Origin of the sequence: Salinimicrobium xinjiangense DSM 19287 (genome assembly GCF_000423585.1) — a bacterium.
Lineage (GTDB): Bacteria > Bacteroidota > Bacteroidia > Flavobacteriales > Flavobacteriaceae > Salinimicrobium > Salinimicrobium xinjiangense.
In genome coordinates this window covers 17,656-30,084 of sequence record NZ_AUIG01000034.1, presented here as the reverse complement: position 1 = coordinate 30,084, position 12,429 = coordinate 17,656, and the positions used below count along the sequence as shown (strand labels likewise).

Sequence of the window (12,429 nt, the reverse complement as noted above, 5' to 3'; positions counted from 1 at the left end):
GCTACGGATTAAAAATTGGAATTTGGGATTTGGAATTTGATTTTCCCGCGTTAAAACGCGGGGCTACTACCATCCTCCTCCGGCGCCACCGCCGCCGAATCCGCCGCCGCCAAAGCCTCCACCGAAACCTCCGCCACCGCCGAAGCCTCCTCCGCCGCCAAAACTGCCACCGCCGAATCCGCCGCGACCAAGGCTACTAAGAATAAGGATGTCGAGGAGTCCGCCGCCGCGCCGATAATTGCCACGACCGCCACCTCTTTTGTTTCTGGAGCTCAGGATAATGAGGAATATTATAAAAATAATGGATAGTATAACAAATCGGGGAGAAGCCCCGTCACCACGCGAAGCCGGCCTTGCACCTTCAAAGGTGCCGTTTAGTACCTGGAAAATAGCATCTGTACCGGCGTCCAGCCCGCGGTAATAGCTGCCGGACCTGAATTCGGGTAATATGATCCCTTCAATGATCTGCTTCGAAAGAGCATCTGTGAGCGTACTTTCAATCCCATAACCGGTAGTGATCCAGATCTTTCGTTCTGCTTCTGCCAGGAGGATCAGAATGCCATTGTCTTCACCAGCTTGTCCAATTCCCCACTCATCTGCCCATTCAGCAGAATAAGTACCAATATATTCTCCCTGCAGAGAAGCTATGGTGGCAATAACGATCTGTGTTGAGGTAGTATCTGCGTAGTTGATCAGCTTCCGTTCCAGGGCCCGTTCTTCCTCTGCCGACAATACGCCGGCTTCATCGTATACGCTGGTCTGCATCGAAGGTTTCGGCGGAATTTCCCTTTGAGCAATCGCTGTGAAGCTTATGCCGAGGATAAAAAGTATAAAAAGGGAATTCCGCAGTAAATAATTCATTATCTGGATATTTTGTCCGAAAGTTCATTTTGATCTCCCTCGCTCCAGGGAAAATGTTCCTGTAATTCTTTTCCGGCTCTTAAGATTCCGTCGATTAAACCTTGTTTAAAATTTCCTTTTTTAAACTGTGCGACAATGGCTTCCTTGGTAGTTTCCCAAAAATCTTTTGGTACAACAGCGTTGATGCCTTTATCGCCGTAGATAATGAATTGCCTGTCATCTACAGCTACATAGATAAGTACACCATTGTCTTCCTTGGTGTTGTCCATTTTCAGCAAATGGAATACCTCCATTGCACGTGCCCAGATATCACCTTTAAAGCTGTGTTCGATATGCACACGAATTTCTCCCGAAGTCTTTAGCTCGGCCTTTTGGATGGCTGCCACAACTTCGGCTTCATCTTCTTTAGAAAGGAAATCTTCAATTTTTGCCATTGTTAAAAATCAAAATCAACTTCTGGTGCGACTTCAGAACCGGGATCTCCCGCAAAAAGAGGCATTTCGTCAAAGCCGTACATGCCTACGATCATGTTGTTAGGGAACCTATTGATAAAAACATTGTAATCTCTTACAGTTTCATTATATCTGTTCCTTTCAACATTTATCCTGTTCTCTGTGCCTTCAAGCTGTGATTGCAGTTGCTGAAAATTTTGTGTAGCTCGCAATTCGGGGTATCTCTCAACGGTTACTAAAAGACGTGATAAAGCTGAAGAAACCTGGCCCTGGGCCTGTTGAAATTGCTGTAGCTGTTCCTCGGTTATATTGCTGGGATCCACATTTACCGAAGTTGCCTTTGCACGGGCTTCAATAACATCTGTAAGGGTTCCTCTTTCAAAATCTGCTGCTCCTTTGACCGTATTTACAAGATTTGGAATGAGATCACTACGGCGTTGGTATGCACTCTCTACCTGTGCCCAGGCAGTTTCGGCTGTTGCCTCCTTCTCTACAGCTGTGTTGTATTTACCAACGAATAATAAATAAATTCCCAGGATGATTGCCCCAATGATCAATACGGGCACAAGCCATTTTTTCATGTTATAGTTCTTTTTTTAGTTGAGTTAGTGTAGACTTAATATTTTCCAGTTTTCTAATGATCTCAAAGTTAGATAATGTTTTCCGGCTTTTCTCCTCCTTTAGGTGAGTTTTAGCACCCTCCAGTGTGAATCCCCGCTCTTTTACCAGGTGATAAATCAATTCCAGGTTTTTAATATCCTCTTTGGTGAATTTCCTGTTCCCTTTAGAGTTTTTCTTCGGCTTAATGACGTCAAATTCCTTTTCCCAAAACCGGATAAGAGAGGTATTCACACCAAAAGCATCGGCCACTTCTCCAATTCCGTAGTATAATTTATCGGGCAGGTTTACGTGCATTAATCCAGAGATTGGTTTTCAATTTGAGCCTGCTCCAGGATCTCATCGAATTCGGCAGGAGAAAGTTGTCCGTAATAGAAGTTGATAGGATTTATCTTCTCATCATCCTTAAAGATCTCATAGTGGAGGTGAGGCGCCTGGGACCGGCCGGTACTACCAACAAATCCAATCAGATCTCCGCGTTTTACCCTTTGACCTTTACGCACGTTATATTTATAAAGGTGACCGTACAGACTCACATAGCCATAGCCATGGTCGATCCTGATGTGATTTCCATAGCCACTGGATCTGTTATCGGCTCTTTCCACCACTCCATCACCTGTAGCATATACGGGAGTTCCCCTGGGAGCAGTGAAGTCCATTCCATAATGGAATTTACGAACCTTGGTAAATGGATCTGTTCTCCAGCCATAACCTGATGCCATTCTTTTCAGGTTCTCATTTTTAATAGGCATGATTGCAGGAATAGAGGTAAGAAGATTTTCCTTGTCTTTGGCCAGCTCCACAATTTCGTCAAGGGAGCGGGATTGCACTACCAGTCGCTTGGTAAGCATATCAAGTTTCTTATGGCTGTCCATAATAAGTTTGGAATTGTCAAAGCCTTCCAGGTCCTTATAGCGGTTAACACCACCAAATCCCGCAAGACGCTGCTCTTCGGGAATGGGATTTGCTTCAAAGTACAGGCGGTAAATGTTATTGTCCCGATCTTCCACGTTGGCCAGTACCTGTTCAACCTGTTCCATTTTTCGGTTAAGCAGGTCGTACTGTAATTTCATATTTTCGAGTTCCCTGGAAAGTGCCCTTTCTTTGGGAGTTTCGAGCTGCGGAATATTGAGATAAATTACCAGGAGAACAAAGCCGGCGAGAAAAGTACCCAATACACTCAGGGCAGCAATTCCAAGGCGACGGCCCTTCTTGCGCTCAATCTTTTTATAGGAAAGCGTCTCGCTGTCGTAATAATATTTAACCTTAGACATAAGTTAAATTATTCTATTTTTGCGTTACTTAAAATGTTGCAAAAACAGTGCAACAATCAGCTTGAGAAACGAACAAATATAAAAATTGTTTTCCCGAAAGCATAATATAAAAATTTTAACTTTTCATGAGATCCCAGGAGATACGTTCTAAATTCCTCGAATTTTTCCAAAATAAGTCCCACAGCATAGTTCCTTCGGCACCTATGGTGGTGAAGGATGACCCCACGCTGATGTTTACCAATGCAGGGATGAACCAGTTCAAGGAGTTCTTTCTTGGCAACGGAACTCCCAAGAGCCGCCGTATAGCCGATACGCAAAAATGCCTGCGGGTAAGCGGCAAGCATAACGACCTGGAAGAGGTGGGAAAAGATACTTATCATCACACGATGTTTGAGATGTTGGGGAACTGGAGTTTTGGAGATTACTTCAAAAAAGAAGCCATTAGCTGGGCCTGGGAATTACTTACCGAAGTTTATAAACTGAAAAAGGAAGATCTTTACGTATCAGTTTTCGAAGGAAGTGCAGAGGAGGATCTTCCTCTGGATAAAGAAGCACTTGAATTGTGGAAAGAGCTTGTGCCCGAAGAGCGCATCATCTACGGAAATAAAAAGGACAATTTCTGGGAAATGGGCGATCAGGGTCCCTGCGGACCTTCTTCTGAAATTCATATCGATCTCAGATCGGCTGAAGAGAAGACAAATACCCCCGGAAGAGATCTGGTGAACAATGATCACCCGCTGGTAGTGGAGATTTGGAACCTGGTTTTTATTCAGTTCAATCGGAAAGCCGATGGTTCCCTGGAAAAACTTCCTGAAAAACACGTTGATACTGGGATGGGTTTTGAACGCCTCTGTATGGCACTGCAGGGAGTAAAATCCAATTATGATACAGATGTTTTCACTCCGCTTATCAAAAAAATAAGTGAGGTAACGAATTCCGACTACGGAAAAGATGAGGAAATTGATATTGCCATTCGTGTGATTGCAGATCACGTGCGGGCAGTATCTTTTGCCATTGCCGACGGACAGCTGCCGGGAAGCGGCGGAGCAGGATACGTTATCCGAAGAATTTTGAGAAGAGCGATCCGCTATGGATTTACCTTTCTCAATCAAAAAGAAGCCTTCGTTTATAAGCTTGTCGAGACCCTTTCAAGTCAGATGGGAGAGGCTTTTCCCGAACTCCGCTCCCAACAGAACCTTATTACCAATGTGATAAGAGAGGAAGAAAATTCCTTTTTACGCACCCTTGATCAGGGACTGGTGATGCTTGATCAGATCATGAAGGAGAGCAAAGACAAAAATATTTCAGGCAAAAAAGCCTTTGACTTATACGACACCTATGGATTTCCGATTGACCTGACTGCACTTATCTTAAGTGAGAAAGGCTACAGCCTGGACCAAAAAGGATTTGAAGCAGAGCTTCAGAAGCAAAAAGACCGCTCCAGGAATGCCTCCAAAGTAACTTCGGGCGACTGGCAGGTGGTGAAGGAAGCAGAGACCGAAGGTTTTGTGGGTTATGACAGCCTGGAAGCCGAAGTGGAGATCCTGCGCTACCGTAAGGTGGAATCGAAAAAAGAAGGGGAACTGTTCCAGCTTGTTTTCAGTAAAACACCGTTTTATCCCGAAGGCGGAGGCCAGGTAGGGGACAAGGGAGTTCTGGAAGCAAAAAATGGTGCTGTAATTTACATTTTAGACACCCGTAAGGAGAACAACCTTATCATCCATTTAGCTAAAGAACTTCCCCAAGATCTATCCGGTACCTTTACGGCAAAAGTGAATGCTGCACAACGTGCGCGCACTGCAGCGAATCATAGCGCCACGCACTTGTTGCACCAGGCATTGAGAGAGATCCTGGGTACTCACGTGGAGCAAAAAGGTTCTATGGTTCAAAGTGATTATTTGCGGTTTGACTTCTCACATTTTAGTAAAGTGAGTGCTGAAGAATTACAGCAGGTGGAGGATTTTGTCAATTCAAGAATAGCAGAAAAACTTCCGCTTATCGATAATCGTGAAATGACCTATCAGGAAGCAATAAGTGATGGAGCAATTGCCCTTTTTGGAGAGAAATACGGGGACAAGGTCCGTGCAGTTCGCTTCGGAAAATCCATGGAGCTCTGCGGCGGAACCCATGTTGGAAACACGTCAGATATCTGGCATTTTAAGATCATTTCTGAAGGGGCTGTTGCATCGGGGATTCGAAGAATTGAGGCGATCACAAATGAAGCAGCCAGGGAATACTTTACCAATCAAACTGAAGCTTTTGCGGAATTAAAAGCAGTGCTTAAAAATGCACAGGATCCTGTAAAGGCTGTGGTAAACCTGCAGGAAGAAAATGCTGAACTAAAAAAACAGATCGAATCCCTGCTTCGCGACAAGGCGAAAAACCTCAAGGGAGATCTCAAGAGCCAGATCAAAGAGATCAACGGAGTAAACTTTTTAGCTCAGAAGGTAGATCTCGATATGGGCGGGATTAAAGATCTTTCCTTTCAGCTGGGAGAAGAAATTGACAACCTGTTCCTGCTCTTTGGAGCACAACAGGATGAAAAAGCCATGCTTTCCTGCTATATTTCAAAAAGCCTGGTTGAGGAAAAAGGCCTTAACGCCGGAAAGGTGGTAAAAGAACTCGGAAGATATATCCAGGGCGGCGGTGGCGGACAGCCATTTTACGCCACTGCAGGAGGAAAAAATCCCGCCGGACTCAACGAAGCGCTGCAAAAGGCGGAAGAGTTTGTGAAATGACTGCATGATCAACCCTTTCAGGGTTCCAAACCCTGAAAGGGTTCATCGAAACATTTCGGAATTCCAGCCAAACCTGCAAGGTCTTTTTTGGACCTTGTAGGTTTGATAAAGGAACAAAGACCTACAAGGTTTTGAAAACCTTGCAGGTCTACAAAACAACTAAAATGGAATTCCGTACTCCAGTTCCCATAACACCTCAGGAACCAAAAATTGGTTACCCCTCAAAAGTGCTGCTTTTGGGCTCCTGTTTTGTGGAGAATATTGGGAAGAAACTGGAGTACTTCAAATTTCAAAATCTGCTAAACCCATTTGGAATTTTATTTCATCCCACAGCCATTCATAACTTCCTAAAAAGGGTAAAAGAGCAGCATGTTTTCACAGAAGCCGATATTTTCTTCCACAACGAGGTTTGGCATAGCTACGAAGCACATTCCGACCTGAATTCGATAGAAAAGGAGGAGATCCTCAACAAGCTGAATGCTGCCGTGCAGGAAACAGCCGACTTTTTAAAATCGGCCACCCATGTGATCATCACACCGGGTACTGCCTGGGGCTACAGGTTGAAAGAATCGGGAGAAATAGTGGCGAACTGCCACAAGGTACCACAGGCGAATTTTAGCAAGGAAATAACAGAGGTCAAAAATGCCCTTTTTGAGACTTCAGAAATTGTGAGGTCGCTGAATCCTTCAACTAAGATCATTTTTACTGTTTCGCCTGTGCGGCATTTGAAAGATGGTTTTATTGAAAATCAGCAGAGCAAAGCCAGACTCATCACTTCGATCCAGGAAATAGTCGCTGAAAACGAATATTGTGCTTATTTTCCGTCGTATGAGATCATGATGGATGAGCTAAGGGATTACAGGTTTTACGCGGAAGACATGGTGCATCCGAATAAAACCGCTGTGGATTATATCTGGGAGAAATTCCGGCAGACGTGGATAGCTTCCGAGGCTTTCGAAATAATGAAGCGGGTAGATACCATTCAAAAAGGACTTTCTCACCGGCCTTTTAATGAAGCTTCCGAAGCACATCAGAAATTCCGAAGAGATCTTCAGCAAAAAATAGAACGACTGGAGAAAGAGGTGCCGGGAATTCGCTTCTGAGCAAATCTTCACATTTTCTTCAAATAAAGACTTTCACTAATTCGTATTTTAGGAACATGAAGAAATATATTGTTGGTGCCCTTGCCGTGTTGATCATTTTCCTCGCCTGGCGTTACTTTGAAAACCGCAATGCGGAAAGAGACCGGCTTGAGGAAAGTACGGCATTAATTCAGCAGCAGATCAAAAACGTCGGGAAGCTGGTGGTGACCGAGGGAAGTTTTTCGCAGGTCTATACTTATAAAGATACAAAGAACCGGTTCCTGGACGTGCTTCCGGCACGTAAACGAGCACTTATCGTTGTCAACACAAAAGCTACGGTTGCATATGATCTCAGTAAACTGGTGACCGAAGTCGATGTGGAGAATAAGACCGTGCATATAAAATATATTCCGGAGGAGGAGATCAGTATTTATCCTGATATAAAATACTACGATATCACGCAGGACTACCTCAACCAGTTCACGGCCGATGATTACAACAAGATCAAGACCCGCATCAACAAATCCATGCGGGAAAAAGTGGAGAATTCAACTTTAAAATCCAACGCGAAAAACCGTCTGATAAGCGAGCTGCAAAAGATCTATATCCTCACGAATACCCTTGGCTGGACCCTTACCTACAACGATGAGGAATTCGGCACTGCCCGTGAAATGCAGGAGCTAAAGCTGTAATTATCCGGTAACCAGGTCAGGCTTTACAAGTCCGATCCCATTGTCGATGAGGTGGGCAACTTCGGGCCGTCTTTCCTTTACATCTTCCAGGTGCTCCAGAACTTTTGAAGCGAGTTTTTCATCCTTACCGGAGGTTAATTCGAAAATCTCTACAGAGAGCAGCCAATCCCTCAGATGATATTTTTTGACCAGATCAAAAGCCGCATCCAGCGAGAATTTTGTATTCTTTCCCTGCCTTATGTTGCGCACTGATTCGTAAAGCGATTCCAGTTCCTCACGCTCCGGAGTCTTCTTGCTTTTAATTGTAGTAGAAGATGGAGTATGTGTGATAAGGTTAAAGGATTTGGCATCTGCAGGTCCGGCAAAGGCCGAGATCACTTCTTTTCCAATTGCCATGTCGTAGTTTCCCCATTCGGGTTTGAACAGCACTTCCTCTTTCCAGGTAACGGTGCAGTTCTTAAGGCTTATCAAGATGATCTTTCCCTGTAGGTTTCGTGTTCCGGTGATGATCTCTCCCTGCACTTTTATACCGCCTTCAAATTCGAAATCTACCTGTTCACCTTCATATATATCATAGGCCCGCAGGTCCCGCGGACTCATATCTTCAATGGCCAAATTGATTCCTTTTAGTCTGCCAACGGGAGATCCGAAACCATCGGGGTGGTTCTTTTTACCATGTCCCACAAGTTCTTTTTCTCTTGAAGCCAGTGCAGTTTCTCCGGTGGTCTGGAAATATGCAGGTTTTCCATCATTTTCAATCACACGTGTGAATTTTCCAGAGATCTGTAGTCCGGTGCTGAGTTCAATAGTTCCGATGTTTTTGGAATTGATCAGCTTTTGCAGGCCTTCCAGTCCGCCTACGCGCAGTGCCATTTTATTGGCAAATTCCTCCAGTACCAGGCTTAGGTGAGCAAAGTCGGGAGTTACATAAAGCTGGGGCTGAGGTTTGGTGATATCGAATTCCTGCTGTGCAGCGCTGATGTCGTAAGGGATCTTCTTTACTTTATCTGTCATACACCAGGCACTCTCTCCGATGGAAGAAAGCAAACCGGCGCCGTAGATCTTCGGATCTTCGGGTGTGCCTATGAGTCCGTATTCCACGGTCCACCAGTGCAGGTTCCTTATTTGGGCCATTTCACTCTGTTCCCGCTGGTCATTCTGCAGCTCATCCACTTTTTTCTCGGCGGTCACGATCTCTTCTTCGGGAGTGTCTTCGGCTTCTTTTATTATTGAAAGGTGACGGATTGCTTCATAGATCTCATAATCCTTGGCACTGGAAATGGCCTTACAACCAATTTCTCCAAAGCGGCGCAGGTATTCCGCATACTCTGGATTGGCTATAATAGGAGCATGACCTGCACCTTCGTGGATGATATCTGGTGCCGGGGTGTATTCTATGTGCTCCAACTGTCGAATATCACTGGCTATCACCAGTACATTGAACGCCTGGAATTCCATAAAAGCTGCCGGCGGAATGAAGCCGTCTACCGCTACTGCGGCCCAGCCAATTTCCTTGAGGATCCTGTTCATTCCGTACATGTTTGGAATGTGATCTATGGAGATCCCCGTTTTCTTCAAACCTTCCAGATAGGACGAATGAGCTACCTTACTCAGGTAGTCCACATTTTTGCGCATCACATATCTCCATACCGCCTGGTTTATAGGAGTGTAGTCCTCATAATTCTGCGGTTTTATGAATTGCTTCAGGTGTGCCGGAAGCTTATCGATGATCTCGTTTGATTCAAATTCTTGTTCCATAGCTGTAATAAATGAACAGGTTTTAAAGATACAAAAATATTGACTTTATAACCTGTTGATACTCTTTAGGATATGATTTTCACTAAAAGAAAAAGCCGCAAAAGTTATAATAACAAATGCGGCTTGATCAGGGGGTCTTTAAATTAATTTAATTCAAAGAAGGGGGATATTTTTCCAGGATCTCTTCTACGATCTTATTGATCCTTTGCTGTTTTTTATCCACTTTCTGGGATAAAGCGGCAGTTCCCATTCCCTGCCATACAAGTTCTTTCTTTTCGGCATCTACCAGGTCAATATAAAGTGTGCCTTCGCTGGTACGGTTGATAGTGTTGTGGCCTGCGCCCCAGTACCAGGGATGCCATCCCCAGCCGTAACCGTAGCCGTAAGGATTGTTGTAGATGTTCACGTTCTCTTTGGTCTTGGTAAAAATGCTTACCAGTAGATCTGGATTCTCAGACTTGGTGAATCCTTTTCGCTGCATTTCGTCGTCTATAGCTCTTAAGATCCTTTTCTTGTCAAGATCGGAGATCTCTGCTTTGTCAATTCCGGGCTTAAAGAATGCATAGGTTTGGTACTGGGCAAAATTGGCTTCCCTGTCATAATCTGTCGCCACCTTTACGGTACTACAGGAAGTCATTACCAGCACGAACAGAATAAGCACCGAAGTAATTTTAATAGCTCTCATATTCATATAAGTTTTTAGGTTAATTGTCCAGTAGACGGTCATCAACTATGTTAGGAATGGTAACCTTTAAGCGGGGTTCTGTTTCCATAGCCCGTTGAATTGCAAATATGGCCCCTTCGTTGCGGGCCCAGGATCTCCGGGCGATCCCATTATTTACATCCCAGAATAACATAGAGTTAAGTCGTCTCTCCGACTCAGAATTACCCTCAAGAACCATACCGAATCCGCCGTTGATCACCTCTCCCCAGCCTACTCCGCCGCCGTTGTGAATACTCACCCAGGTGGCACCTCTAAAGCTGTCGCCAATTACATTCTGAATAGCCATATCGGCTGTAAAGCGGGAGCCGTCGTAGATATTCGAGGTTTCCCGGTAAGGAGAATCGGTGCCCGAAACATCGTGATGATCCCTTCCCAAAATTACGGTTCCAATTTCCCCTTTTTCGATAGCCTTATTGAAAGCCTTTGCTATTTCTATGCGGCCTTCTGCATCGGCATATAGAATGCGCGCCTGAGTCCCTACTACCAGTTTATTGGCCCTTGCACCTTCGATCCATTTGATGTTATCCTGCATTTGCTGCTGAATTTCCTCCGGGGCTTTTTCCTTTAACTGCTGAAGTACTTCGCGTGCAATAGCATCGGTCTTTTCCAGATCTTCTTCCTTGCCCGAAGCACATACCCAACGGAAAGGTCCGAAGCCATAATCAAAACACATTGGCCCCATGATGTCCTGTACATAACTCGGATAAGCAAAATCTCTGTCTTCGCCGGCGGAGGCTCCGCTTACAAAATTCCCTTCCTCATCTTTATAGATCTTTGCGCCGGCTCTGGAAGCTTCCAGTAAAAAGGCATTTCCATAGTCAAAGAAGTAGGTGCCTTTTTTGGTGTGGCGGTTAATGGCTTCGGTCTGTCTTCGCAGGCTCTCCCTTACTTTTTCCTTAAAACGTTCGGGATCTGTGCTCATCATTTCATTTGACTCCTCAAGTGTGAGCCCCACCGGATAATATCCCCCGGCCCAAGGATTATGAAGGGAAGTCTGATCACTGCCCAGGTCAATGTGAAGATTCTCCTCATCGAATTTCTCCCAAACATCGACTATATTCCCCAGGTAAGCGAAGGAAATGGTCTTTCCTTCGGCCTTAGCTTTAGTTACCTTTTGCACAAGTATGTCGAGATCTTCAACCACTTCATCTACCCATCCCTGGGAGTGACGGGTCTCTACGGCTTTTGGATTCACTTCGGCGCAGACAGTGATACAGCCGGCAATATTTCCGGCCTTTGGCTGCGCGCCGCTCATGCCACCAAGTCCTGAAGTCACAAAAATAGAACCCTCTCCCAAAATGCCCTTTTTGACACCGGTGCCCTCAGGAGAAGTGGAGCTTTGTGCGATCTTGCGCAATGCATTGAGCACTGTGATCGTGGTACCGTGAACAATTCCCTGCGGTCCAATATACATATAGCTTCCGGCGGTCATTTGTCCGTACTGGGTTACTCCCAAAGCATTGAACTTCTCCCAGTCATCCTGTCTGGAGTAGTTGGGGATCATCATGCCGTTGGTGACTACTACGCGCGGAGCATCGGGATGTGAAGGAAAAAGCCCCTGCGGATGCCCTGAATTCATTACCAGCGTCTGCTCTTCGGTCATTTCGGCCAGGTATTTCATTACCAGCCGGTACTGTGCCCAATTCTGAAAAACTGCCCCATTACCGCCGTAGGTGATCAATTCATGTGGATGCTGGGCAACTTTTGGATCAAGGTTATTTTGTATCATTAGCATGATCCCTTTTGCCTGCTCACATTTTCCGGGATATTCAGAAATCGCGCGGGCGTAAATGTCATAATCTGGCCGCAGGCGGTACATATAGATCCTGCCATAGGTTTCCAGTTCGTGGCGGAATTCCGGCAGTAGCTCCTCATGATGTTTTTGATCAAAATATCTCAGTGCATTCCGAAGAGCAAGTTTTTTTTCTTCCGCAGAGAGGATGTCCTTGCGCTTTGGAGCGTGGTTTACCTTGGGATCATAATCTTTTGCAGCTGGTAAACTACCGGGGATACCTTCTAAAATGGCATTTTTGAAGTCCATATAGAATTATTTTTTCTGTTGGTTGGTTTTCTTGTTGAAGCCGTAAGGGCAGTGGCGGCAACCGCTTTCGCAGCAATAGCCTCTTTTGAGGTGGTATTTTTCAGTAAAGCAGCGGTAACCCTCTGGGGTTAGATAATAGTCCCCTTCCTCAAGCGGAATTTTTTTCTTGAAAAAACTCATATTACAAAA

The 12,429-nt window shown here is 45.1% G+C and carries 12 protein-coding genes; 3 read left to right on the top strand and 9 right to left on the bottom strand.

The genetic code is table 11. From position 1 onward, the window contains the following. Positions 1–66 precede the first annotated feature (66 nt). Genes G564_RS0112375 through G564_RS0112355 form a run of 5 tightly spaced genes read right to left on the bottom strand, consistent with a single transcriptional unit; the run spans position 67 to position 3,205 of the window. Entirely contained in the window at positions 67–861 is a 795-nt protein-coding gene (locus tag G564_RS0112375; protein ID WP_029037939.1) for a TPM domain-containing protein, read from the bottom strand. Then, complete coding sequence (locus tag G564_RS0112370; RefSeq protein WP_029037938.1) at positions 861–1,295, bottom strand: TPM domain-containing protein; 435 nt, start codon at positions 1,293–1,295, stop codon at positions 861–863. Before G564_RS0112370 ends, G564_RS0112375 begins: the two co-directional genes overlap by 1 nt. Positions 1,296–1,297: 2 nt before the next feature. Then, a complete protein-coding gene (locus G564_RS0112365; protein ID WP_029037937.1) occupies positions 1,298–1,894 on the bottom strand; it encodes a LemA family protein in 597 nt (198 codons plus the stop codon). 1 nt (position 1,895) lies between these two features. Continuing rightward, on the bottom strand, positions 1,896–2,228 hold the full coding sequence (locus G564_RS0112360; protein WP_029037936.1) for a MerR family transcriptional regulator: 333 nt from the start codon (positions 2,226–2,228) through the stop codon (positions 1,896–1,898). Further along, positions 2,228–3,205: a M23 family metallopeptidase gene (locus G564_RS0112355; protein WP_029037935.1), complete on the bottom strand. Its 978-nt coding sequence runs from the start codon at positions 3,203–3,205 to the stop codon at positions 2,228–2,230. Before G564_RS0112355 ends, G564_RS0112360 begins: the two co-directional genes overlap by 1 nt. Before the next feature lie 125 nt (positions 3,206–3,330). Here G564_RS0112355 and alaS point away from each other — a divergent pair, with 125 nt between their 5' ends. The 3 genes from alaS to G564_RS0112340 all read left to right on the top strand — a co-directional run bounded on the left by alaS (position 3,331) and on the right by G564_RS0112340 (position 7,717). Continuing rightward, complete coding sequence (gene alaS / locus G564_RS0112350; RefSeq protein WP_029037934.1) at positions 3,331–5,943, top strand: alanine--tRNA ligase; 2,613 nt, start codon at positions 3,331–3,333, stop codon at positions 5,941–5,943. Positions 5,944–6,107: 164 nt separating this feature from the next. Next, entirely contained in the window at positions 6,108–7,046 is a 939-nt protein-coding gene (locus G564_RS0112345) for a GSCFA domain-containing protein (protein ID WP_029037933.1), read from the top strand. A 56-nt stretch (positions 7,047–7,102) separates the two neighbouring features. Further along, positions 7,103–7,717 (top strand): DUF4230 domain-containing protein, encoded by a 615-nt coding sequence (locus G564_RS0112340; protein WP_029037932.1) that lies wholly within the window; start codon positions 7,103–7,105, stop codon positions 7,715–7,717. Here G564_RS0112340 and G564_RS0112335 read toward each other — a convergent pair whose 3' ends face one another. The 4 genes from G564_RS0112335 to G564_RS20495 all read right to left on the bottom strand — a co-directional run bounded on the left by G564_RS0112335 (position 7,718) and on the right by G564_RS20495 (position 12,420). Beyond that, positions 7,718–9,475, bottom strand: a complete 1,758-nt coding sequence (locus G564_RS0112335; RefSeq protein WP_029037931.1) for an aromatic amino acid hydroxylase — start codon at positions 9,473–9,475, stop codon at positions 7,718–7,720. Between the two features lie 148 nt (positions 9,476–9,623). Then, positions 9,624–10,160 carry a DUF4136 domain-containing protein gene (locus tag G564_RS0112330; protein ID WP_029037930.1) on the bottom strand — a complete coding sequence of 179 codons (537 nt, stop codon included), beginning with the start codon at positions 10,158–10,160 and terminating at the stop codon, positions 9,624–9,626. A 19-nt stretch (positions 10,161–10,179) separates the two neighbouring features. Beyond that, the gene (locus G564_RS0112325) at positions 10,180–12,240 is read right to left on the bottom strand and encodes a urocanate hydratase (RefSeq protein ID WP_029037929.1); all 2,061 of its coding nucleotides are present in this window, start codon (positions 12,238–12,240) and stop codon (positions 10,180–10,182) included. A 6-nt stretch (positions 12,241–12,246) separates the two neighbouring features. Next, a complete protein-coding gene (locus tag G564_RS20495) occupies positions 12,247–12,420 on the bottom strand; it encodes a DUF5522 domain-containing protein (protein ID WP_169578132.1) in 174 nt (57 codons plus the stop codon). Positions 12,421–12,429: the final 9 nt, after the last annotated feature.

Coding starts and splice junctions, on each gene's coding strand:
- G564_RS0112365 (WP_029037937.1), bottom strand. CDS start 1,894: ATGAAAAAATGGCTTGTGCCCGTATTGATCATTGGGGCAATCATCCTG.
- G564_RS0112360 (WP_029037936.1), bottom strand. CDS start 2,228: ATGCACGTAAACCTGCCCGATAAATTATACTACGGAATTGGAGAAGTG.
- G564_RS20495 (WP_169578132.1), bottom strand. CDS start 12,420: ATGAGTTTTTTCAAGAAAAAAATTCCGCTTGAGGAAGGGGACTATTAT.
- G564_RS0112375 (WP_029037939.1), bottom strand. CDS start 861: ATGAATTATTTACTGCGGAATTCCCTTTTTATACTTTTTATCCTCGGC.
- G564_RS0112340 (WP_029037932.1), top strand. CDS start 7,103: ATGAAGAAATATATTGTTGGTGCCCTTGCCGTGTTGATCATTTTCCTC.
- G564_RS0112335 (WP_029037931.1), bottom strand. CDS start 9,475: ATGGAACAAGAATTTGAATCAAACGAGATCATCGATAAGCTTCCGGCA.
- G564_RS0112330 (WP_029037930.1), bottom strand. CDS start 10,160: ATGAGAGCTATTAAAATTACTTCGGTGCTTATTCTGTTCGTGCTGGTA.
- G564_RS0112370 (WP_029037938.1), bottom strand. CDS start 1,295: ATGGCAAAAATTGAAGATTTCCTTTCTAAAGAAGATGAAGCCGAAGTT.
- alaS (WP_029037934.1), top strand. CDS start 3,331: ATGAGATCCCAGGAGATACGTTCTAAATTCCTCGAATTTTTCCAAAAT.
- G564_RS0112325 (WP_029037929.1), bottom strand. CDS start 12,240: ATGGACTTCAAAAATGCCATTTTAGAAGGTATCCCCGGTAGTTTACCA.
- G564_RS0112345 (WP_029037933.1), top strand. CDS start 6,108: ATGGAATTCCGTACTCCAGTTCCCATAACACCTCAGGAACCAAAAATT.
- G564_RS0112355 (WP_029037935.1), bottom strand. CDS start 3,205: ATGTCTAAGGTTAAATATTATTACGACAGCGAGACGCTTTCCTATAAA.